Raw genomic sequence first — 22,246 nt, 5'->3', positions numbered from 1 at the left:
GCGATGAAGATCGGTATCGTCAACGACATGCAGCTCGCGGTCGAAGCGTTGCGGCGCGCGCTTGCCATTCGCCCCGACCTCGAGATTCTGTGGGTTGCAAGCGACGGCCGGCAGGCTGTCGACCTGTGCGCTTCGCAGACGCCGGATGTCGTGCTCATGGATCTCGTCATGCCGAACATGGATGGCGTGGCGGCCACGCGTCACATCATGGCGAAGTCGCCGTGCGCCATTCTCGTCGTCACGGTGGATATCGGCGCGAACACGTGGCGCGTGTATGAGGCGATGGGCGCGGGCGCGCTCGATGCCGTCGATACCCCCGCGCTCGCCGGTGCCGATGCGCGGCGCGGTGCAGCGGCGCTCATCGCGAAGATCGATCAGATCGGCGCACGGATCGCGCCTTCGATGACCATGACGGCCACGCCCAAGAGCCAATCGCGGCTGCTTGCAATCGGCGCATCGGCGGGCGGCCCGGCGGCGCTCGCGACATTGCTCGGCGCATTGCCTGAAGATTTCTCCGCCGCGACCGTTATCGTGCAGCATGTGGACCGCGCCTTCGCCGAAGGCATGGCGGACTGGTTAAGCGGTCAATCCGCGCTGCCGGTGCGTATTGCGCGCGAAGGCGACGTGCCCGCGCCCGGCGTCGTGCTGCTCGCGGCGACCAACGATCATCTGCATTTCACGGATGCCACGCATCTCGGCTACACCGCGCATCCCGAAGCGTTGCCGTACCGGCCATCCGTCGATGTGTTCTTTCAGAGCGTGGTCGAACGCTGGACCGGACGAGCGGTCGGCGTACTCTTGACAGGCATGGGACGCGACGGCGCCATCGGTCTCAAGGCGATGCGCGCCAAGGGTTATCACACGATCGCGCAGGACGAAGCAACGTCCGCCGTCTACGGCATGCCGAAAGCGGCCGCCGCGCTCGATGCCGCCGTCGCGATCCTGCCGCTGCCGCGCATTGCGGGCGCACTCGCGCAAGCTTTCGACAAAGAAAAAGAAGCGCGTATAACGACATTTCCGAGGACACGTTTATGAAGCTCCCTCATCCCGATCCGCTCGCCGAACGCGTGAAGCGCGCAACGGCCGCCGCGGCTCAGAGCATCGAGCAGGCGAGCGCGCGCTCGCTGGCCCATGAACGCGCCGTATCCGAACTGCTCGCGGTGGCGCTCAATGCGCCGCCTGCCGCCGATTTGCCGGTGATGGTGCTGCTCGTGGACGATCAGGCGATCATCGCCGAGGCACTGCGCCGCGCGCTCGCCGACGAACCGAATGTCGATCTGCACTATTGCGCCGATCCCGCGAGCGCGCTTGCCGTCGCGCGCGAAACGCGGCCGACGGTGATTCTGCAGGATCTCGTGATGCCCGGCGTCGATGGACTTACGCTCGTGCGCCAGTACCGCGAACATCCGGCTACGCGCGACATTCCCATCATCGTGCTTTCGACGAAAGAAGAGCCGCGTATCAAGAGCGCGGCGTTCGCGGCGGGCGCGAACGACTATCTCGTGAAGCTGCCCGATACCATCGAACTGGTGGCGCGCGTGCGATATCACTCGCGTTCATATCAGAACCTGCTGCAGCGCGACGAAGCGTATCGCGCGTTGCGACAGTCGCAGCAAAAGCTCCTGGAAACGAATCTGGAATTGCAGCGCCTCACGCATTCGGACGGTCTCACGGGACTCTCGAATCGTCGAAGACTCGACGATTATCTCGATGCCGAATGGCGTCGTGCGGCGCGCGATCGCGCATCGGTCGGCTTTCTCATGATCGATGTCGACAACTTCAAGTCGTATAACGATACCTACGGACACGTCGCCGGCGACGATGTGTTGAAGCTTATCGCGCATGCCATCGAAACCAGTCTGAATCGTCCGGCCGATCTGGCCGCGCGCTTCGGTGGCGAGGAATTCGCGGTGGTGTTGCCATCGACATCGGCGCCGGGTTTGCGGCTGCTCGGCGAGAAGATTCGCATCGCGGTCGAGGCGTTGCAAGTGCCGCATGCGGGATCGGCCACGGACTTCGTGACCGTGAGTGTCGGCGGCGCGACGCAGGACGTGATCGACGAAAACGCTTCGAAACAACTGGTCGAATCGGCCGATCTCGCGCTCTATCGTGCAAAGCGCGATGGACGCAATCGCGTGATCATCGGTTGACTGGTGCAAAAAGCAAAGCCGGAAACAAAAACGCGCGGTCCGAAGATCCGCGCGTTTTCGTTTGGGCTCACGCTTTCGTCATCGCCTGAACACGCCGAGCAAGAGCGTAGCGAGGAAGATCACGATAAAGATGAAGAACAGGATCTTGGCGATTTCCGCCGCGCCCGTTGCGATCCCGCCGAAGCCGAAGAAAGCCGCGATGAGCGCAATGATGAAAAAAATGACAGCGTAACGGAGCATGAAGCCTCCCACGGGGACACGATTGGTTGGTTTTTGATTCGCATGCGGACTGACATCGTCGCCGCCATCGCTCATCGGTTCATGCCGCGCTTTTGTTCAATGTTCGACGCGGCACGAGGACCTGAGCAACCAATGTGCCTAAGACCATGTCTGCGTGTAAATGCAACAACGCCGCGAGCACTGCTCGCGGCGTCGAGTAACGCGCTTCCATATGTGAAATGTCGATGCGCTCTAGCTGCCTGGCGCGCGATTGGAATCGGCTTCGTCTTGGAGATCGTCTTCGTCGTCGACTTCGTTTAGCGCATCCGGCAGGTTGTTCTCCATTTCGTCGCGCTCGATCTGATCGGCCAGGTCGAGAGATTTACGCGTGGCGGGACCGGATGGGCGGTTGGCTCCAGACATGGCATAACTCCTTGAACGGATTTCGAAGCCGCGCCGGGAATTGGCGCGAGTGAACGGTGCCAGTCGAGGCACGTGCACGCCGGCAAGAGCCGCCTTAACGAATCGCTTAAGGGTGAATGCGCGATCGCTCGAAACGGCAATGGGTCGATGTCGACCGATGTCGACCACCGGGAAAAGACGCAGTCCCAAACTTGCAAGGGGGACGGCAAGAATTGCGCGGCCGGCGCGTCGGATCAGTATGCACCGGTCCGGCGGCGCGGCAAAGAGGCAATTAAAAGATCATCGGATGTTTAGCGCCGCGCTCGAAAAGCAAATCTCAGGCGAAGAAATGCGCGACGATGGGATACAGCGAGCACACGAGCAGCACGGCCATGGTGATGTTGAACGCGCGCAACCAGCGCGGTCTTGAAAGGAAGCGCCGCAACGACATGCCGAAAGCCGCCCACGCCACGATGCACGGCATGCCGATCACGACGAACAGGAGCGCCATCAGCCCGGCATTGAGCGAGAGACTCGAATGCAGATGGATGGTCGTCGCGGCGGTGAGGACCATCATCCACGCTTTGGGATTGACCCATTGAAACGCGACGGCTTCGTAAAAGCGCATGGGGCGGCGCTCGCCGTCGCGCATCTGCACGGACGACGACGTTCCGATCTTCCACGCCAGATACAGCAGATAGACCACGCTTGCGGTTTCGAGCACCGTATAGAGCCACGGCAGCCGCTCGAAGGCTTGCGCAAGCCCGAGCCCCACTGCAAGCATCAGGAGCGCGACGCCCGCGCTGATGCCGAGTACATGCGGCACCGTGCGCTTCAGGCCGAAGTTGACGCCCGACGCGAGCAGCATGGTGTTGTTGGGACCGGGCGTGATGCTCGTCACCATCACGAAGAGGGCAGCGGCGGGCAAGGCGTTCAGGAAGTCGATTGGCATGGTGCAGTTCGCAAACAAAAAATCTATTGCACCAAGTGTAGGGAAAGACGGCAGTACAGTACCGGTACAAAACGTCAGAGGCTTTCCGGTACGGTACGAGCGCCTTCAATGAGAGCTATCAGACAGGAAACGGATTGCGCTCCGCAAATCCTTGCTGATGCCAGTACGGATACGGCGGCTTCACCATGCTCGCTTCGTCGAGCTTCTTCACCTGTTCCGCCGTGAGGTTCCAGCCGACCGCACCGAGGTTCTGGCGCAACTGTTCTTCATTGCGCGCGCCGACCAATACGGTCGCCACCGTCGGTCTTTGCAGCAGCCAGTTCAGCGCGATTTGCGGAATGGTCTTGCCGGTTTCCTCGGCGATGGCGTCGAGCGCGTCGATCACGCGATACAGATGTTCTTCCGGCACCGGCGGCCCCATGTCGGCGGTCTTGTGCAAACGGCTCGACGCGGGCAGCGGCTGACCGCGCCTGATCTTGCCCGTGAGACGCCCCCAGCCGAGCGGACTCCACACCACCGCGCCCACGCCTTGATCGATACCGAGCGGCATCAGTTCCCATTCGTAGTCGCGCCCGATCAGCGAGTAGTAGGTCTGATTGGCGACATAGCGCGGATAGCCGTAACGGTCCGCGACATCCAGCGACTTCTGCAGATGCCAGCCCGAGAAATTCGACACGCCGGTATAGCGGATCTTGCCCGCGCGCACGAGATCGTCGAGCGTGGAGAGCGTTTCCTCGACGGGCGTTTTCGCATCGAAACCATGTAGCTGGAAGATGTCGATGTAGTCCGTCTGCAAGCGCTTCAATGCATCGTTCACGGCTTGGATGAGATGGAAGCGCGACGAGCCCACGTTGTTCGGCTCGTCTTTATCGAAGCGAAAGGTCGCCTTGGTCGAGACGATGACTTTGTCGCGCCGGCCCTTGAGCGCTTCGCCGAGGATGGCTTCCGACGAGCCGCCCGAATAGATGTCGGCGGTGTCGAACATGGTCACGCCCGCGTCGAGGCAAATGTCGACGAGCCGCTGCGCTTCGCTGACGTCGGTTTCGCCCCAGGCCTGAAAGAACTCGCCCTTGCCGCCGAACGTGCCCGTGCCGAAACTCAGCACGGGTACCTTGAAGCCCGAAGCGCCTAGATGTCGATATTCCATTGTTGCGTGTCCTCATTCGGTTGTCGGTCTGTCCTGCCGCATGCATCGCGGAAGGGGGATCGTCGAGACTACCGCAATGCGCACGTATGCGCTGAGACTGCCGCCGTGCGCTTTCGCGAGGCTAACGCCGTTTTGCCGCGCGCTCGCCGAGCGAATCGTATATGGGCGGACAGCGCAGCAGCATGGGCACGAGCATGGCGGTGAAGCACGCGGTAAGCATCGGCAGGAGCAGCGTGAAGCTTGCGGTCATTTCGGTGACGAGCACGATACCCGTCATCGGCGAACGCACGACTGCCGCGAAGAACGCGGCCATGCCGACCGCCGCGAAGGTGCCGATATCGCCGGTGGATGCGGACATCCCGGGGAACCAGTCGAAGCAGATGCGGCCGAACACGCAACCCGTCTGCGCGCCGAGCACGAGCATGGGCGCGAAGAGACCGCCCGGCGTGCCGGCCGCATACGATACCGAGCCGAGCACGAAGCGCAGCGCAAGAATGGCCGTGACACCCGCGATGCTGCCCGCGCCCACCAGCGCACGTTGCGTGAGGACATCGCCGCCGCCCGCCAGATCGGGCGCGAACCACGCGAGCAAACCGACCGCCGCGCCGATGACCGCCGCGCGCGCGAAGGCTCTGCGCGTCGGCGATGCAATCAACGGATGACGCGTGAGCCAGTCGGATGCGTCGAGTGTCCAGAGAATCGTGCGTGAATAAGCGGTGCCCAACAGGCCGAGCGCCACGCCGAGCACGAGATGCGCGGCCGTCATGCCGAAGCCTGGAAACGGCTGGGCGGGCAGATGGAAGTCGGGCAGATCGCCGTGCATGAGACGCGCCATGGCAATCGCACTTGCCGATGCGCCGAGCGCGGCCACGGCGGTGCGCGTATCGAAGCGGCGCATCAGTTCTTCGAGCACGAACACCGCGCCCGCAATGGGCGCATTGAACGCGGTGGCGAGCCCCGCGCCCGCGCCGGCCGCGAGCAAGACGCCGCGATCGGTTGCGCTGCGTCCAAGCAAGGTGCCGATGCGATGCGCGATGCTCGCGCCCATCTGCACCGTCGGTCCTTCGCGTCCGAGCGCGAGTCCTGCACCGATGGCGAGCACGCCGCCCACGAACTTGACCGGGATGAGGATGAGCGAAGCGGGCGGCGCCTTGCCATGCAAGACTGCCTCGACATGGGGAATGCCGCTGCCGCTTGCTTCGGGCGAGAAGCGCGCGACGAGCCATGCCGCCAACGCAGCGGCGAAAGCCGCCGCAAGCACCACGACAATGCTTGCCGCGCCATGCCCCGAATGCGCCCATGCAACGAGCGCGTAGCGCAGCGCATCGGCGCGTTCGAGCGAAAAGCGGAATAACGCACCGAGTGCGCCACTCGCCGCCCCGACGATGACCGCGGCTACGGCGAGCGGAATGAGTCCGCGTGGCGAGTCTGCTTCGACTTCGGCTTCGGGCTTGTAGTCGGTCATGGCGCTCGTTCGTTTGAAGGATGCGCGCCAAGCGTAGCACCGAACGCGGCGGCATCGCGGGCACGGCACTTGCAAACTTAGACTCGATGCAAATGCCGCGCTTGAATTTGGCGCGGCGAGCGAAACCATCACGGAGAAACCGGCATGAGTCTCACCCACGAACGCACGACGTCTGACGAAGCTGCATAACGCATGACGCACGTCGATGCCCCTTTCTTCGAGCCGGACCGCAATTGCGCGAACGTGCGCCATGCGGATCGTTTCAGCCTGCTGATAGACGGTGCGGATTATTTTCGCGTGCTGCGCGAAGCGATCACGCGCGCGGAGCGCACCGTGTTCATCCTCGGTTGGGATATCGACAGCCGCATGCAGCTCACGCCGGAAGGTGCGGACGATGGTTTCCCAGCTGCGCTCGGCGACTTCCTGCATGAGATCGCGGCGAACAAGCGCCGTTTGCGCATCTACATCCTCGCGTGGGATTTCGCCATGCTGTATGCGTTCGAACGCGAATGGCTGCCGGTCTACAAGATGGGCTGGCGCACGCATCGGCGTATCGCGTTTCAGATGGACGGCAAGCATCCGATGGGCGGATCGCAACATCAGAAGGTCGTCGTGATCGACGACAAGCTCGCGTTCGTCGGCGGTCTCGATCTCACGCGTTCGCGCTGGGACACGACCGCGCATGCACCCGACGATGCGCTGCGCCGCGATGCGAACGGTGCGCCTTATCAGCCTTTCCACGATGTCCACACCATGTTCGATGGCGATGCCGCGCGCGAAATGGGTATCCTGGCGCGCGAACGCTGGGCGCGCGCGTGCGGCAGACGGCTCGCGATACGCGCACATCGCGCGGCCGCCGACAGCGATCCGTGGCCACCCGCGCGCGCGGTCGATATCGACGATGTGCGGATCGCCATCTCGCTCACCGAGCCTGCTTACGGCGGACGTCAGCCCGTGCAGCAGATTCGCACGCAATATCTCGATGCCATCGCGAGGGCGCGCCGCTCGATCTATATCGAGAACCAGTACTTCACGTCGGGTTCCATAGGCGCGGCGCTCTCGGAGACGCTCGCGCGCGAGGACGGGCCGGACGTGGCTATCGTGGTGCCGCGCAATCAGAGCGGCTGGCTGCAGGAGGTGACGATGGGCGTGTTGCGCGCGCGGCTCAACACGCTCTTGAAAAGCGCGGACCGGCATGGGCGATATCGTCTGCTGAGCCCGGATGTGCCCAATCTCGGCGAGCAGATCGTCAACGTGCACAGCAAACTGATGATCGTCGATGACGAATTGTTGATCGTCGGCTCCGCGAATCTGAACAATCGCTCGATGGTGCTCGACAGCGAATGCAACGTATCCATCGACGCCGGCGCCGATCAGCGCATTCGCCGCGCGATTGCGAAGATGCGCGATACGCTGCTCGCGGAACATCTCGGTTGCGAAGTCGCGGATGTCGTGCGCGAGCGCGATGCACGTGGCGGCCTCAATGCCGCGATCGAAGCGTTGCAACGCAATCGCGATGAACATCGCACGTTGATTGCGCTCGACCCGGAAGTATCGGCGGAACTGGATCAGCTCATTCCGCCCGATGCGCTGATCGACCCTGAAACGCCTATCGCCGCCGATCAGCTCGTCGATCAATTCCTGCCCAAGGAAAGGACGCGTCCGCTGATCGGCCGCTTCGCGCTTCTCGGCGTGCTCGTGCTGATGGTGGTCGGCGTGGCCGCGCTTTGGCACTGGACGCCGCTTGGCGACTACGCCAATCTGAAGTCGTTGACCAACGCCACACGCCACATCGAAGCACTGCCGTTCGCGCCGCTGTTGATCATCGTGTGCTACGTGGCCGCCGCCGTGCTCTCGGTGCCGGTGACGTTACTGATCGCGACGACGGGCATCGTGTTCGGCGGTCTATGGGGCGGCGTCTATGCGTTCGCCGGCACGCTGGCAGCGGCGGCGATCACCTATTCGCTCGGCAACTGGCTTGGGCGCGATGCCGTGCGCAAAGTCGCGGGCGCGCGCGTCAACCGGCTATCCGAACGCGTGGCGAAGCGCGGCATCGTAGCGGTCGTTGTGTTGCGGTTGCTGCCGGTGGCGCCGTTTGCCATCGTCAATCTCGTGGCGGGCGCCTCGCATATCCGCATGCGCGACTTCATGATCGGCACGGCGCTCGGCATGGGACCGGGCATCGTTCTGACAGTGGCGTTCGCGCATCAACTAATGGCGTCGTTCCGGCATCCGACGGTCGGCTCGTTCGCGGTGCTGATCGGCATTGGCGCGGCGTTACTCGGCGTGTCGCTGCTGTTGCAACGCTTCCTCGGAAGTGGCGAAGAAGAAAAAGTCCACGAAGGCGCACCGAGCGATGCCGACAAACCGCGCGCCAGCGACGAGGCGCAACGCGCGAGCCGTCTGCGCGAAAGCGGTGCGATGCCGCGCGAAACCGGCCATGCCGCAAGCAACGGCGCGAACAAGGGCGCGCCCGCACGCCATGACGAGGTCAACCCATGACGATGATGCACGAAGCGGGAATGGATATCGGCAATCAATCGAAGCACGCGGCGCGCGCGAGAGAATTGCGTATCGCGACTTACAACCTGCATGGTGCGGTTGGCATCGACGGACGTTTCGCGCCGGAGCGTATCGGCGAAGTGCTCAACGAGATCGATGCCGATATCTTCGCGCTGCAGGAAGTGCCGCTCGGCGGCAGTGCATCGCCCGATGTACTCGAAGTGCTGCAGCGCATGACGGGTCTGCACGCGGTCGCGGGCCCGACGCTCGATACACCCGCACGCCGTTATGGCAACGCGGTCCTTACGCGCTATCCGGTGCAGGCCGTGCGCACGCTCGATCTTTCGTTCAGAAGCCGCGAACCGCGTGGCGCGCTCGATGCCGACATCGACTGTGGCGGTGAAGTGTGGCGCGTGGTCGCGACGCATCTCGGGCTTGCATCGAGCGAACGTCGCATGCAGGTCGAACAAGTGCTGCAAAAATTCGATACACCTGCCTTGCCCGTGATCCTTCTCGGCGACCTGAACGAATGGTTCGTTCATGGCCGCACCTTGCGCCGGCTCGTTACGCACTTCCATCGCGCGAGTGCGCTGCGCACGTTTCCGACGCGCTATCCGCTCTTCGCGCTCGATCGCATCTGGGTGCATCCCGGTGAACGTCTGATGAGCGTGAACGTGCATCGCACGCGCTTGTCGCGGGTTGCATCGGATCACTATCCGCTCATTGCGCATATCGCGCATCGTTCATGACTGGCTCTTCATGAGCCTTTCAACTCGACGCATAAGCATCGATTCGATGCTCATCACTCGATCGTCGACTCGCATGTCAGCGCGACGCCACGAAAAAGCCCTAGAAAAGCGATATAAAAACGCAAAAGACTCGCACGAACTCGCTTGGCGTATGTAGAATCCGGCCTGATACGAACGCATTACCGCGAACGTATTCCGATATCACTGACCAAAAACACAGGTAGGAGAAACATGCCGACTTCCGCAAAAACCGCTGCCAAGAAAGCCACGGCCAAAAAGGCCACGGTAAAGACCGCCGCACCGGCTAAGAAAGCAGCATCGAAGGTTGCCGCGAAGAAAGTACCCGCCAAGAAGGCCGTCGTTGCCAAGAAGGCAGTCGCCGCCAAGAAGACCACTGGCGCGCTGGCTCCGATCAAGGACACCTTCACCAAGGCATCGCTTGCAACGCATCTGTCCGAGCGTGCAGCCGTGGATGTGAAGGCGGTCAAGGCCGTGCTGGTCGCGCTGGAAGACACCATCCTTGGGTCCATCCATAAGAAGGGCGCAGGCGAGTTCACGCTCTCCGGTCTTCTGAAGATCACGGCGCAAACCGTTGCCGCGAAGAAGAAGCGCTTCGGCAAGGACCCGTTCACGGGCACGGAGCGCTGGTTCCCGGCCAAGCCCGCAAGCGTTCGCATCAAGGCGCGCGCGTTGAAGAAGCTGAAGGATGCCGCAGCGTAAGGTTTAAAGCCTGAACTGATTGCCTGATTTTCGGTGATCGGGAATCGAGAGGCCAGCGTTCCTTTTAATCGAGGACGTTGGCCTCTCGTGCTTTGATTTCAAACGTCGGCTTTCGCAAAGATATCGCTCAACCAGTCCACGAAAACCCGTACGCGCGCTGAAAGCTGCCGCGCATGCGGATAAAGCAGCGATACCGGCATGGGCGGAACGATCAAATCAGGTAACACGCATTGCAGCCTGCCATCGGCGAGTTCGCTTTCTATGCGATAACGCGGCACTTGCACAATACCGAGTCCCGCGAGCGCAGCTTGCGTATATAGCTCGACGCCGGTAACGGAAATCGCGCCCGGCAGTTCTATGCTTTGCACGCCGTCGGCTATTTCGAATTCAAGGGCAACGTTGCGCCCGCTCGCACTCGATACATAATTCACCGCGCGATGCGCCGCAAGCGAATCGATATTTTCCGGCGTGCCCATTCGCGCGAGATAAATGGGGCTCGCCACCGTCACTTGTTCGAGCGTGGCGACGCGTTTTGCGATCATCGACGAGTCCTGCAGAGTGCCCGCGCGCAACACGCAATCCACGCCTTCACGCACGAGATCGACGAAGCGGTCGTCTTCGCCTACATGCAGTTCGATCTGCGGATAGCGTTCGAGAAACGCCGGCAACCCAGGCACGATGAAATGGCGTGCAAGCGTTCCTTGCAGGTTGACGCGCAGCAAGCCCTTTGGCTCCGCATGCCTGAACGAACCTTCCGCTTCCTCCATGTCCGCGATGAGCCGCACGCAACGGCGATAATGCGCGTCGCCATCGGGCGTGAGGCGCACGGTGCGTGTCGTGCGTTCGAGCAGGCGCGCACCGAGCCGTTCTTCCAGGCGCTTCATCAGATTGGTGACGGTTGCGCGCGGCATCTGCAAGTCGTCGGCGGCTTGCGTGAAGCTGTGGCGCTCGGCAATGCGCACGAACACCTGCATTTCCTGAAAGCGGTCCATGTCGGCTGAAGTTCGAGGTCTGAGATTGTTGAGGCAACTGGAACGATGATACTAATCCGCAAGCGATGATCGCGAAAACGAAATGATCCATCATGGCGCTCATCGATTAACGAACATGAGGAGCAAACCATGAATCAATCGCACACGAACAAGGTTGCCATCGTCACGGGCGCATCGCGCGGAATTGGCGCGCAGATTGCGAGACGTCTCGCGAAGGAAGGCTTTGCGGTGGCGGTGAACTATGCATCGAGCGCGAAGGAAGCGGACGCGCTCGTCGCGGAACTGGAAGCCGCGGGAAGCCGCGCGCTCGCGGTAAAGGCGGACGTGGCTAGCGCCGACGACGTGCGACGCATGTTCGATGCGGTCGAAGCGCAACTCGGCTCCGTCGATGCGCTCATCAACAACGCAGGCGTGCTCAAGGCCACGCCGCTCGCCGACACGAGCGACGCGCTCTACGACCAGACTTTCAACATCAATGTGCGCGGCACGTTCAACACGCTGCGCGAGGCGGCGAAGCGTTTGAACGAAGGCGGGCGTATCGTCAATTTTTCGAGCACGACGCTCGCGCTCAACATGCCGGGATACGCCATTTACAACGCCACGAAAGCGGCCGTCGAAGCGTTCACGCATGTCTTCGCGAAGGAGTTGCGCGGACGAAGCATTACCGTGAATGCGGTGGCGCCGGGGCCGGTTGCGACTTCGCTCTTTCTCGATGGCAAGACCGACGAACAGATCGCGAACTTTTCGAAGATGCCGCCGCTTGAGCGGCTCGGCCAGTCGGAAGATATCGCGTCGGTGGTTGCGTTTCTCGTCGGCAAGGATGCGGGATGGGTCAACGCGCAAGTATTGCGGGCGAACGGCGGGTTGGCTTGAGTTGGGCGCTCGATCGCGCCGTGTCGTTAGGGCGCCGTCTTCGCGTCAGAAACTCAATGCGAATTGATCTTCGACGTAACGCGTCTTCATGCGCTTCGTCTTCGTTTGGGTCGGCGCCGGCGTCTTCATCGGCGCCGCCACGATTTGCGCGATCTGCGCGACGAGACGGAACGCAGGTCGCGCATCGCACGCGATCCATTCGAACTGACCGGACGACAGGCGTTTCGCGATCAGCGCGTACACATCCGGGTCGAACGGACGTATCTCCGGCGCACTGGCAAGCAACGATGCAATTTCATCGCGCGCGGCGCATGTGCCGAGATAGCACCATCGATCGATGACATGCCACGCCTCGCGATTCGTCGATGCATCGCGCTCGCTGATCGCGATGGCGCCTTCATGCGGCCAGCGCACGAGGCGCGCATTGCCGAGCGCTTCGAGCGCACGCGCCGCATGGTCCGCGAACGGCTCCGCGCCCGCGCATGAACCGAGACAGCGCTTCACCTGATAGCCGAAGCAACCGCGCGCCGGTCCCGCTTTTTCCAGGCCGAGCGTGGCGTGGCAGAGTCGATGTTCATCGGCGAGATGGCGCAGATACGCATGCGCCTTCGCGCGCGATTCGAACACGCCGAAGAGATGCGCCTCGCGCGACAGATCGCGCTTGCTCGCGCGCAGCAGCACGGGCGCAGGCGCGCCCGGCAGCCATTGCCACGCGCACGCCGCCGACGCGCGCTTGAGCAGCCGGTTATGCAGCGGCTGCAAGTCCTTCACGAGCTTCGCTTCGAGCAACAGCGCGCCGAGTTCGCCCACGGTCTCGCGGTATTCGATTTTGCGGATGGCCTGCGATATCGACAAATCCTTCGCCAACCGATGATCCCCTGCGAAATGCGCGCTCACACGCTGCTTCAGATTCACGCTCTTGCCGACGTAGAGCGTAATGTCGTCCGCGCCGTGGAAGAGATAGACGCCGGGCGTGGCAGGCAACGCGTCGAGCGCGCCCTCGGGCAACGCGGCGGGCAGACTCGCGCGCCTGACGAGCGCTTTCACGGCGGCATCGACGAGTTCTTGCGAATAGAGCGCGTGAATCTTTTGCCAGAACTGCCAGAGGAGGTCGGCATCGGCGAGCGCGCGGTGGCGTCCTTCAGGCGCGAGATTGAAGCGCGCGATGAGCGCATCGAGCCCATGACGTTCGACCGATGGAAAGAGCGAGCGCGACAAGCGCACCGTGCACAGCGTATCCGCGCGAAACGCAATGCCCGCGCGACGGAACTCGTTCTTGAGGAAGCCGTAGTCGAAGCGCGCGTTATGCGCGACGAAAAGCTTGCCCTGGAGACGCTCGGCAAGCGCCTGCGCGAGCGATTCGAAAGTGGGCTGACCGCGCACCATGCTGTCCTCGATGCCCGTCAGACGCGAGATGAACGGGGGCACCGGCATGCCCGGATCGACGAGCACGCTATAGCGTTCGATGCCCGCCTTGCTCACTTCTATGACGCCGATTTCGGTGATGCGATCCACCGTCGGATTGCTGCCGGTGGTTTCCAGGTCGACGAACACGATGGGACGCGCGAGGCCTGCGAGCAGCGTGTCCGCTGCGAATTCATCGAGGTCGTCCGTGAGATCGTGCATGAATAAGGTGCTGGAAGTCCGCGCTGGTGACGCTCTCAAGCAGCGCGGATAAGTGCCGTTAATCAGTTTAATGCCTTTACTGCCGCATTTATGCGATTCAGCGAAAAAACGCAGCGCGAATGCGATGCGCGGGCAGCGTCAGTACAATAGCGTTTTGTTTGGCTTCAGGATTGATCGACATGACTTATTGCGTGGGTATGTGTGTGGACGAGGGCCTCGTGTTCCTTTCCGATACGCGCACGAATGCCGGTGTGGACCACGTAAGCGCCGCCCGCAAAATGACTGTTTTCGAACAGCCGGGAGACCGGGTGATCGTGCTGCTTGCGGCCGGTAACCTCGCGCTCACGCAAGCGGTGACGCACATGCTCGCCGAACCCGCGGACCCGGACGCGCCCACGCTTTATAGCGTCGCCACCATGGCGGAAGCCGCGCGCATCGTCGGCGACGCGGTGCGCGAAGTGCATCGGCGCGACGCGCTTTCGCTCGCGGAATTCAGCGTCGATTTCAACTGCAGCTTCATTCTCGGCGGTCAGATACACGGCCAGCCGCCGCGCCTTTTCATGGTTTATGCAGCGGGTAACTTCATAGAATCGACGCGCGTTTCGCCTTATTTTCAGATTGGCGAGTCGAAATACGGCAAGCCGATCATCGACCGCGTCATTACGCCGTCCACGGATCTCGACGAAGTCGCGAAATGCGCGCTTATCTCCATGGATTCGACGCTGCGTTCGAATCTCTCGGTGGGCTTGCCGCTCGACTTGCTGGTCTACGAGAAAGACGCGTTGCGCGTGACGCGTTTCGCCTCGCTCGACAACGACAGCGCGTATTACCAGATGATCCACCGCACGTGGGGCGAGCGCCTGCGGCAGATTTTCGGCGAGATTCCGAACCCTTCGTGGACCGATCTGGCCAACGTGCCGCTGCGTCCGCGCGAGTCGCGCACGATCGTGCCGCGGCTCGTCATCGGCGATCTGCCAAGTTCTGGTGAAGCGCCGGCGCAGACGCTCGCCGAGGACGTGGATTCAAACGGCAACGCGCCGCAGCAGTAGACCTTCAAGAATCCTTCAGGGCGCGTTTGCAGGGCACTGCAGCGGCTCGGCAAGGCTTGTCTTGCTTGCGTATGCCCGGCGCGGCGAATCGGCCAGCACGGCGTCCATTCCAAGACACGCGGCGGCGCGATAATCCTCCGCCTGGTCGACCCCGATCGCCAGAATCCGCACGTTGCCGTTCGTCTTGAAGCAACTGACCGCCGGCGGCGTCCAGAGTCGCGCATCCACGGCGGAGCGCGCTTCGCCAAGCGTGAACGTCTCGACCAGTTCCATCTTTCTCCTGTATTCGAACGCCGTCCATGTGCCTTCGGGCGGCGGCTTTCGGCACTCGTGCTCCAGCGCGACTTGCGCCAGGCGCTCACGCGTCGCATCGCGCGATTCGAAAAGACGCGCTTCGCGATAAGGCGCAAACGCCGCCTGGTAGGCGGCATCCGTCGAATAGATCAGCACGCGCGGCCACGCGCTTTCCTCGCTCAGCACGCGGGCGACGGCGCTTGCCTGCGTTTCGGCGGGCAGCGCTTTCATGTCGAGTATGACCGTCGTGGACGATGGAATGGCCCGCAATGCCTCGGCGAGCGAGGGAATAGGCAACGGCCGCGCGCGATACGGATACTGCTTCTCGCCGTTCGCATCCGTCTGCGTGAAGTTCCAGCCCGCGTTCAGGCTTCGCAACGCGGCGAATTCGTGGCTGGCGACCGTGCCCGTACCATTTGTGTTTGCGGAGAGATCGGCCGGACGATAGAGCACCGGGACGCCATCGCGCGTGAGTTGCACGGTGAGCCAGATCGCATCCGCGTGATTCGCGAGCGCGGTCTCAATGGCGAGCAGGGTGTTTTCAGGCGCGTCCGCCGCGCCGCCGCGATGCGCGACGATCATTGGCAAAGCGTTGCCGGATGCGGCTGGTACAGGCGCGAAACGGCAGGCGCCGAGCAGGATGAGCCAAGCGAAACACGAGACAGCGGCGAGTTGGCGCGACAGCATGAACGAATCTCCCCCGAATGCTTGGTTATCCGAACGATTGTGCTTTATGCGCGCGTGTCGATGAAGCCCGTCGGCACAATTTGTTGCGGTTCACGCTGGCTCGATGTGTGGGGCAAAGGCTTTGCACAAGAAAAAACAGCCACCGGAAAACCGGTGGCTGTCGAGGTGTGCTGCTCTATCGTGTGGCGCGGTACTCGCGTACCGGGCCATCCGCTTGTTCTTAGAACTTGTGACGCACGCCGATGATGACGATTTCCTGATGGCTGCTGCCGCTGTCGTAGCCGTAGGAACCGATCGAGGCTTGCGCCGAGTTGATGCCGCCCGTCGTGCCGTCGCGCTGATCGCCGCTTGCGTGCTGGTAAGCCGCAACCGCGTAGAAGTCCGTGCGCTTCGACAGCGAGTAGTCCGCACCCAGGCTGGCCTGGTGGTACTTGGCCGACGTGTCGCCGCCCGACTTCGTGTAGGTGTAGCCCACGCCGAGCAGCAGCGCCGGGGTTGCCTGGAAGTTCACGAAACCGTTGCCGACGTTGAAGTGTTCCGAGCCGAAGCGCGAACCACCGTCTGCCTTGAACTGTGCATTGCTGTACGAACCGCCGACCGTGAACGCGCCGATCGTGTACTGAACAGCGCCGCGAGCGATGCCGATTGCGTGCGCCGATGCGTATGCGTTGTTGATCGGGCCGTCGAACAGTGCGTCCGACGTCGTGCTGTTCCACGTGCTTGCGCCCGTCGGCGGAATGCGGCCGGCGTTCGGGTTGTTAGCGTAGAAATAGCCGCCGGCGACTGCCAGGGGACCGTTGTTATACGTTGCAGCGCCCGACCAGGTTTGACCTTGGCCCGTTGCGCCTGCCAGACCCGAGAAGCCGTACAGGCCTTCGACCTGGAAGCCCGCGTAGTTCGGCGAAACGTACTTGACGGCGTTGCTCACGCGCAGCGAGTTGTCGTAGTTGTCGACGTCGCCCGGCGTTGCGAAGATTGCGCCCCAGTAGTTGTCGGCCGTGATGCCTTGGACCATGTCAACCAGCGGATCGTATTGGCGACCCAGGGTGACCGTACCCCACTGATTGCCCGACAAACCGACGAATGCTTGACGACCGAACTCGCGGCCACCTTGGCCGAGACGGCCGGTGCCGATGTCAAAGCCGCTTTCCAACTGGAAAATCGCCTTCAGACCGCCGCCCAGATCTTCTTGACCCTTCAGGCCCCAGCGATCGCCGGACAGATTGCCGTTGATCATGCCGTACAGGTGGTCGCCATTTGCGTTGGCGTTGCTCACATAACCGAGACCAGCGTCGATCACGCCATACAGCGTCACGCTCGTTTGTGCCTGTGCCGCGCCAGCTGCGCCGAGCAGCGCCAGCGAGAGGGACGTCAGTGCGAATCGTTTCATCGAATTCTCCACGCGATTGTTAAATATCGTTGTTGCCGGCGCAGAGAATAACGCAACGTTTCGAATCTTAAGAAACGAAAAAAATTTACTGTCTCGTAAAAGACACAGTTTCTAACGTGGTCTCAAAAAGGGGGATTTCCGTTTGTTTTGAACGGGTTGCGGATGACAGGCTATCTTGAAATTAGTTCCGCGCTCAATTCTAGGATATTCCGATAGCGCGCGATTACCATCAATCCGATTAACAAACCGCAGCCGCGAGCGGGTATTTTCCTTTCACCGAGGCAACAAAAAACGCCGCGCCCTAGAGGCGCGGCGTTCGTGGAAGGCGAAAAGGAAATGCGGATCAGCTTTGCAGGTCGTCGTTTTCCCGATGCTCGGAGCCGCGGCGTGTGAGCAACGCGACTGCCATTCCCGCGCTTGCCGCGAAAAACACCGAGCGCCACGGGTGCCGCTTCACTGCGGCATTGGCGGTCGATGCCTTGCGGCCCGCACCCAGCATGGCCATCGCCGTGGCGCGCGTCGCGGTGCTCTCGACGCGCGCGATCTTGCGCGATATCTCCAGCGCCTTCGCCACCGCCGATACCTTCTTGCGCGCCTGTCCCGTCAACAACTGTGTGTGTTGAGCGCGCGCGCCGATGGCACGCCGGGCGCTCGCGGGCACGGGCGCATCGTTCCGAGCGCTGGCGGGCGATACGACTGGCGCTGTGCTCGATGCCTCCGTCGCCGCCGCCGATGCGGATGCCGCCGCAGGCATGCCCGTGCGGGTGGAAGCCGCGAGCATCGAACCGATCTTGGCGCGGCTGCCCGGCGGCACGCGTCCCATGTTTTGCTGGCCCCACGCGCCGCGCGGATCGTGCAGACGCGCGCGCGCCGCCGAGAACTCCGCGCCGAGCAACAACACGGCCGCCGAAAAATACAGCCACATGAGCAGAACCGCGAGCGATCCGGCCGCGCCGAACGCGCTGGCCGTGCCTGCGTGCGTCAAATAGAGCGCGAACAGTTTCTTGCCCGCCGAGAACAACAGCGCCGCGACGAGCCCGCCGACGAGCGCGTCGCGCCACTGCACGGGGGCATCGGGGAGAAATTTGAGCAGCGCGCCGAACGCGACGGTCAGAATGGCGAGACCGGCGACCAATTGAACGATATCGCCGATGATCACGAACGGCGAGTCGCCCCAGAGCCACATGCCGACGGCCTGGATCGCGGTGTCCAGCACCAGCGAGACGATCAGGAGAAACGCCACGCCGAGCACGAGTCCAAACGAGATGAGCCGCACGCGCACCATCGCAAAGACGCTCGAGCGCTGATCGCCCGTGAGCGGCCATACAAGGTTGAGCGCCGTATTGAGCGATGAAAACGTCGCCGACGCCCCGATCGCGAGCAGCGCGAACGAGATGACCGCCGCGATGCCCGTCCCGCCGCTGCGATGCGCATTCTCGACAATACTCTGCACGCCCGCCGCGCCCTGATCGCCGAGCAGCCCGTTGACCTGATGAAAGAGCTGACCGCGCGCGGCTTCGGCGCCAAACACCCAACCGGCCACGGCGATCACCATGACGAGCGTCGGCGCGAGCGAAAACGCGGAATAGAAGGCGATACTCGCGGCCATCGCGGCGCAGCGATCCTCCGAAAATTTCTTGAGCGCGCCGAGCACCCAGGAGGCGTCCTTTTTGACGACGGCTTCGATCTTCTGTGTGGATACGGAACTCATGGCGGACCTCTGGATACGATGAACGGACTGACCAAACTCGAACGAAGGAGAGCAGGAACTATTCCAGTCCAACCGTAAGTCGACGTGACTGGGTGCAACGTTTGGCTCTTGAACGCGCGTCGGCGCAACGCCACAACGAGGCTTCGCATCGAGTCGAAAGTGCCGTGTTCGCCAGCGAAATAGGACAGCGCGCCCTATAATTTCGCCACCCACATTACAAAACGCCGAGGCACTAAAATGCTGCAAATGTCACGGCGACAGTTCCTGAAGGTCTCAGCGAGCACGCTCGCCGGATCGAGCCTGGCGGCGCTAGGCTTCTCTCCGGCACCTGCGCTCGCCGAAGTTCGTCAGTACAAGCTGTCGCGTACCACGGAAACGCGTAATACCTGCCCGTACTGCTCAGTCGGATGCGGCATCCTCATGTACGGCCTCGGCGACAACGCCAAGAATGCGAAGGCCAGCATCATCCATATCGAAGGCGACCCCGACCATCCCGTCAATCGCGGCACGCTGTGCCCGAAGGGTGCATCGCTCATCGACTTCATTCATAGTCCCAGCCGCCTCATGCATCCCGAGTATCGCGCGCCGGGATCGGACGAATGGAAGCGCATCTCGTGGGAAGACGCGCTCGACCGTATCGCCAAACTGATGAAGGAAGATCGCGACGCGAATTTCGTCGAGACCACGGCGGACGGCAAGAAGGTGAATCGCTGGCTGACCACGGGCATGCTCGCGGCGTCGGCGGGCAGCAACGAAGTCGGCTATCTGACGCATAAAACTGCCCGCAGCCTGGGCATGCTCGCATTCGACAATCAGGCGCGTGTCTGACATGGCCCGACGGTGGCAGGTCTTGCCCCGACGTTTGGCCGTGGAGCGATGACGAACCATTGGGTCGACATCAAGAACGCGGACGTGATTCTGGTAATGGGCGGCAACGCAGCCGAGGCGCATCCGTGCGGTTTCAAGTGGGTGACCGAGGCGAAGGCGCATCGCAAGACGCGTCTCATCGTGGTCGATCCGCGCTTTACGCGCACCGCATCGGTGGCGGATTTCTATGCGCCGATTCGCACGGGAAGCGACATCGCGTTCCTGGGCGGCATCATCAATTACCTGCTCACCAACGACAAGATTCAGCACGAGTACGTCCGCAACTACACGGACATGTCCTTTATCGTGCGCGAGGACTTCGCGTTCAAGGACGGCGAGTTCTCGGGCTATAACGCCGAGAAGCGCAACTACGACAAGTCGAGCTGGGACTACGAACGCGGCGACGATGGCTTCGTCAAGGTCGATCCGACCTTGCAGCATCCGCGCTGTGTCTACAACCTGCTCAAGCAGCATTTCTCGACCTATACGCCCGAGATGGTGACGAAGGTCTGCGGCACGCCGACCGACAAGTTCCTCAAGGTCTGCGAGATGCTTGCCACGACCGCCGCGCCGAATCGCGCGGGAACCATTCTGTATGCGCTCGGCTGGACGCATCACTCGGTTGGCGCGCAGATGATCCGCACCGGCGCGATGGTGCAACTTCTGCTTGGCAACATCGGCATGGCGGGCGGAGGCATGAACGCACTGCGCGGGCACTCGAACATTCAAGGCCTGACCGATCTCGGCCTGATGTCGAATCTGCTGCCCGGCTATATGACTTTGCCGATGGAAGGCGAGCAGGACTTCGACGAGTTCATCAAGAAGCGCGCGACGCAGCCTTTGCGGCCGAATCAGTTGAGCTACTGGAAGAACTATCGCGCGTTCCATGTGAGTTTCATGAAGTCTTGGTGGGGAGACAACGCGACCGCCGAGAACAACTTCGGCTTCGACTATCTGCCGAAGCTCGACAAGTCCTACGACATGCTCCAGGTGTTCGAGCTGATGGCGCAGGGCAAGATGAACGGCTATATCGCGCAGGGTTTCAATCCGCTCGCGGCCGCGCCGAACAAGGCGAAGATCGGGCTCGGACTGTCGAAGCTGAAGTGGCTCGTCATCATGGACCCGCTCGCCACCGAGACTTCCGAGTTCTGGAAGAACCACGGCGAGTTCAACGATGTCGACGCCTCGAAGATTCAGACTGAAGTCTTCCGTCTGCCGACCACGTGTTTCGCGGAAGAGCGCGGCTCGCTCGTGAGTTCGAGCCGCGTGCTGCAATGGCACTGGCAGGGCGCGGTCGCTCCGGGCGAAGCGAAGAGCGACCTGGAGATCATGTCGGGGCTGTGGCTGCGCATTCGGCAGGCCTATAAGGAGAAGGGCGGCAAGTATCCCGACCCTATCCTCAACATGACCTGGCCTTACGCGGACCCGGAAAGTCCGACGCCCGAAGAGATCGCGATGGAGTTCAACGGCCGCGCGCTCGCGGATGTCGCCGATCCCACCGACAAGACGAAGGTGCTGGCGAAGAAGGGCGAGCAGTTGTCGAGCTTCGCGCTTTTGCGTGACGATGGCTCGACGGCGAGCGGTTGCTGGATCTTCTGCGGATCGTGGACGCAAGCTGGCAATCAGATGGGCCGGCGCGACAACTCGGACCCGACGGGCATCGGTCAGACGCTCGGCTGGGCGTGGGCGTGGCCGGCGAATCGCCGTGTGCTCTACAACCGCGCGTCATGCGATGTGAGCGGCAAGCCTTTCGACCCGACGCGCAAGCTGATCGCATGGAACGGCAAGGCGTGGACCGGACCGGACATTCCCGACTTCAAGGCCGACGAGCCCCCGGAGAACGGCATGAATCCGTTCATCATGAATCCGGAGGGCGTGGCGCGTTTCTTCGCGCGCGACGGCATGAACGAAGGACCGTTCCCGGTGCATTACGAACCGTTCGAGACGCCGCTCGGCTATAACCCGTTCTTCCCGGACAACAAGGCCGTGGTGAGCAATCCAGCCGCGCGCATCTTCCCGGATGACCGCGCGGCGCTCGGCACCGCCGACAAGTTCCCGGACACGGCAACGACCTATCGCCTGACCGAGCACTTCCACTACTGGACCAAGCACGCGCGGCTCAACGCCATCGTGCAGCCGCAGCAGTTCGTGGAAATCGGCGAGGAACACGCAAAGGAAGTGGGCGTCGTGGCGGGCGAGCGCGTGAAGGTATCGAGCAATCGCGGGCATATCGTCGCGGTGGCGCTCGTCACCAAGCGCATTAAGCCATTGAACGTGGAGGGCAAGAAGGTGCATACCGTCGGCCTGCCGCTGCATTGGGGCTTCAAGGGCCTCACGCAGCCGGGCTATCTCGTCAACACACTGACGCCTTCCGTGGGCGACGGGAACTCGCAGACACCGGAGTTCAAGTCGTTCCTCGTGAAGGTCGAAAAAGCCGAGAAGGCTTAAAGG

18 protein-coding genes are annotated in these 22,246 nt (G+C 62.3%); 8 read left to right on the top strand and 10 right to left on the bottom strand.

All coding sequences use genetic code 11. The features are described 5' to 3' along the window. Positions 1-3 precede the first annotated feature (3 nt). Both QCE79_RS29450 and QCE79_RS29445 read left to right on the top strand, forming a co-directional pair. Positions 4-1,035, top strand: coding sequence for a chemotaxis response regulator protein-glutamate methylesterase (locus tag QCE79_RS29450; protein WP_309849972.1), 1,032 nt, complete (start codon positions 4-6; stop codon positions 1,033-1,035). Continuing rightward, positions 1,032-2,150, top strand: a complete 1,119-nt coding sequence (locus QCE79_RS29445) for a diguanylate cyclase (protein ID WP_284503312.1) — start codon at positions 1,032-1,034, stop codon at positions 2,148-2,150. The genes QCE79_RS29450 and QCE79_RS29445 overlap by 4 nt, the downstream gene beginning before the upstream one ends. A gap of 78 nt (positions 2,151-2,228) precedes the next feature. On the opposite strand, the gene QCE79_RS29440 is transcribed toward QCE79_RS29445, so the two are convergent. From QCE79_RS29440 to clcA, 5 genes are all read right to left on the bottom strand, one after another. Next, positions 2,229-2,390, bottom strand: coding sequence for a DUF1328 domain-containing protein (locus QCE79_RS29440; RefSeq protein WP_035967564.1), 162 nt, complete (start codon positions 2,388-2,390; stop codon positions 2,229-2,231). A gap of 231 nt (positions 2,391-2,621) precedes the next feature. Beyond that, the gene (locus QCE79_RS29435; RefSeq protein WP_244828708.1) at positions 2,622-2,792 is read right to left on the bottom strand and encodes a hypothetical protein; all 171 of its coding nucleotides are present in this window, start codon (positions 2,790-2,792) and stop codon (positions 2,622-2,624) included. Positions 2,793-3,108: 316 nt separating this feature from the next. Then, a complete protein-coding gene (locus tag QCE79_RS29430; protein ID WP_250466581.1) occupies positions 3,109-3,723 on the bottom strand; it encodes a LysE family translocator in 615 nt (204 codons plus the stop codon). A gap of 118 nt (positions 3,724-3,841) precedes the next feature. After that, positions 3,842-4,870, bottom strand: a complete 1,029-nt coding sequence (locus QCE79_RS29425) for an aldo/keto reductase (protein WP_309849967.1) — start codon at positions 4,868-4,870, stop codon at positions 3,842-3,844. A gap of 121 nt (positions 4,871-4,991) precedes the next feature. Continuing rightward, on the bottom strand, positions 4,992-6,335 hold the full coding sequence (gene clcA, locus QCE79_RS29420; protein ID WP_309849964.1) for a H(+)/Cl(-) exchange transporter ClcA: 1,344 nt from the start codon (positions 6,333-6,335) through the stop codon (positions 4,992-4,994). Positions 6,336-6,527: 192 nt separating this feature from the next. Here clcA and QCE79_RS29415 point away from each other — a divergent pair, with 192 nt between their 5' ends. The 3 genes from QCE79_RS29415 to QCE79_RS29405 all read left to right on the top strand — a co-directional run bounded on the left by QCE79_RS29415 (position 6,528) and on the right by QCE79_RS29405 (position 10,306). Then, positions 6,528-8,837 (top strand): VTT domain-containing protein, encoded by a 2,310-nt coding sequence (locus QCE79_RS29415; protein ID WP_309849962.1) that lies wholly within the window; start codon positions 6,528-6,530, stop codon positions 8,835-8,837. Continuing rightward, a complete protein-coding gene (locus tag QCE79_RS29410) occupies positions 8,834-9,586 on the top strand; it encodes an endonuclease/exonuclease/phosphatase family protein (RefSeq protein ID WP_250509863.1) in 753 nt (250 codons plus the stop codon). The genes QCE79_RS29415 and QCE79_RS29410 overlap by 4 nt, the downstream gene beginning before the upstream one ends. A 231-nt stretch (positions 9,587-9,817) precedes the next feature. Next, positions 9,818-10,306 (top strand): HU family DNA-binding protein, encoded by a 489-nt coding sequence (locus QCE79_RS29405; protein ID WP_244828702.1) that lies wholly within the window; start codon positions 9,818-9,820, stop codon positions 10,304-10,306. A gap of 98 nt (positions 10,307-10,404) precedes the next feature. Here QCE79_RS29405 and QCE79_RS29400 read toward each other — a convergent pair whose 3' ends face one another. Then, positions 10,405-11,298, bottom strand: coding sequence for a LysR family transcriptional regulator (locus QCE79_RS29400; RefSeq protein WP_309849957.1), 894 nt, complete (start codon positions 11,296-11,298; stop codon positions 10,405-10,407). A 129-nt stretch (positions 11,299-11,427) separates the two neighbouring features. On the opposite strand from QCE79_RS29400, the gene QCE79_RS29395 reads away from it, so the two are divergent. Further along, positions 11,428-12,171 carry an SDR family oxidoreductase gene (locus QCE79_RS29395; protein WP_309849954.1) on the top strand — a complete coding sequence of 248 codons (744 nt, stop codon included), beginning with the start codon at positions 11,428-11,430 and terminating at the stop codon, positions 12,169-12,171. Between the two features lie 45 nt (positions 12,172-12,216). Here the strand turns inward: QCE79_RS29395 and QCE79_RS29390 are convergent, their stop codons facing one another. After that, on the bottom strand, positions 12,217-13,797 hold the full coding sequence (locus QCE79_RS29390; RefSeq protein ID WP_309849951.1) for an exonuclease domain-containing protein: 1,581 nt from the start codon (positions 13,795-13,797) through the stop codon (positions 12,217-12,219). Positions 13,798-13,976: 179 nt separating this feature from the next. Between QCE79_RS29390 and QCE79_RS29385 the strand changes: the two genes are divergently transcribed. Then, entirely contained in the window at positions 13,977-14,846 is an 870-nt protein-coding gene (locus QCE79_RS29385) for a proteasome-type protease (protein ID WP_244828698.1), read from the top strand. A gap of 15 nt (positions 14,847-14,861) precedes the next feature. On the opposite strand, the gene QCE79_RS29380 is transcribed toward QCE79_RS29385, so the two are convergent. From QCE79_RS29380 to QCE79_RS29370, 3 genes are all read right to left on the bottom strand, one after another. Next, positions 14,862-15,827, bottom strand: coding sequence for a glycerophosphodiester phosphodiesterase family protein (locus QCE79_RS29380; protein WP_309849948.1), 966 nt, complete (start codon positions 15,825-15,827; stop codon positions 14,862-14,864). Positions 15,828-16,047: 220 nt separating this feature from the next. Next, positions 16,048-17,217 carry a porin gene (locus tag QCE79_RS29375; RefSeq protein ID WP_244828696.1) on the bottom strand — a complete coding sequence of 390 codons (1,170 nt, stop codon included), beginning with the start codon at positions 17,215-17,217 and terminating at the stop codon, positions 16,048-16,050. A gap of 343 nt (positions 17,218-17,560) precedes the next feature. Further along, a complete protein-coding gene (locus QCE79_RS29370; protein WP_309849945.1) occupies positions 17,561-18,928 on the bottom strand; it encodes a YihY/virulence factor BrkB family protein in 1,368 nt (455 codons plus the stop codon). A gap of 237 nt (positions 18,929-19,165) precedes the next feature. Here QCE79_RS29370 and fdnG point away from each other — a divergent pair, with 237 nt between their 5' ends. Continuing rightward, entirely contained in the window at positions 19,166-22,243 is a 3,078-nt protein-coding gene (fdnG, locus tag QCE79_RS29365; RefSeq protein ID WP_244828694.1) for a formate dehydrogenase-N subunit alpha, read from the top strand. The last annotated feature ends 3 nt before the right edge of the window (positions 22,244-22,246 follow it).

This window comes from Caballeronia sp. LZ003 (assembly GCF_031451465.1).
In the GTDB taxonomy this organism is placed as follows: Bacteria; Pseudomonadota; Gammaproteobacteria; order Burkholderiales; family Burkholderiaceae; genus Caballeronia.
This window is presented reverse-complemented; position numbering and strand designations above follow the sequence as displayed.

Coding starts and splice junctions, on each gene's coding strand:
- QCE79_RS29405 (WP_244828702.1), top strand. CDS start 9,818: ATGCCGACTTCCGCAAAAACCGCTGCCAAGAAAGCCACGGCCAAAAAG.
- QCE79_RS29380 (WP_309849948.1), bottom strand. CDS start 15,827: ATGCTGTCGCGCCAACTCGCCGCTGTCTCGTGTTTCGCTTGGCTCATC.
- clcA (WP_309849964.1), bottom strand. CDS start 6,335: ATGACCGACTACAAGCCCGAAGCCGAAGTCGAAGCAGACTCGCCACGC.
- QCE79_RS29440 (WP_035967564.1), bottom strand. CDS start 2,390: ATGCTCCGTTACGCTGTCATTTTTTTCATCATTGCGCTCATCGCGGCT.
- QCE79_RS29450 (WP_309849972.1), top strand. CDS start 4: ATGAAGATCGGTATCGTCAACGACATGCAGCTCGCGGTCGAAGCGTTG.
- QCE79_RS29395 (WP_309849954.1), top strand. CDS start 11,428: ATGAATCAATCGCACACGAACAAGGTTGCCATCGTCACGGGCGCATCG.
- QCE79_RS29410 (WP_250509863.1), top strand. CDS start 8,834: ATGACGATGATGCACGAAGCGGGAATGGATATCGGCAATCAATCGAAG.
- QCE79_RS29445 (WP_284503312.1), top strand. CDS start 1,032: ATGAAGCTCCCTCATCCCGATCCGCTCGCCGAACGCGTGAAGCGCGCA.
- QCE79_RS29370 (WP_309849945.1), bottom strand. CDS start 18,928: ATGAGTTCCGTATCCACACAGAAGATCGAAGCCGTCGTCAAAAAGGAC.
- QCE79_RS29435 (WP_244828708.1), bottom strand. CDS start 2,792: ATGTCTGGAGCCAACCGCCCATCCGGTCCCGCCACGCGTAAATCTCTC.
- QCE79_RS29385 (WP_244828698.1), top strand. CDS start 13,977: ATGACTTATTGCGTGGGTATGTGTGTGGACGAGGGCCTCGTGTTCCTT.
- QCE79_RS29425 (WP_309849967.1), bottom strand. CDS start 4,870: ATGGAATATCGACATCTAGGCGCTTCGGGCTTCAAGGTACCCGTGCTG.
- QCE79_RS29430 (WP_250466581.1), bottom strand. CDS start 3,723: ATGCCAATCGACTTCCTGAACGCCTTGCCCGCCGCTGCCCTCTTCGTG.
- QCE79_RS29375 (WP_244828696.1), bottom strand. CDS start 17,217: ATGAAACGATTCGCACTGACGTCCCTCTCGCTGGCGCTGCTCGGCGCA.
- QCE79_RS29390 (WP_309849951.1), bottom strand. CDS start 13,797: ATGCACGATCTCACGGACGACCTCGATGAATTCGCAGCGGACACGCTG.
- QCE79_RS29415 (WP_309849962.1), top strand. CDS start 6,528: ATGACGCACGTCGATGCCCCTTTCTTCGAGCCGGACCGCAATTGCGCG.
- QCE79_RS29400 (WP_309849957.1), bottom strand. CDS start 11,298: ATGGACCGCTTTCAGGAAATGCAGGTGTTCGTGCGCATTGCCGAGCGC.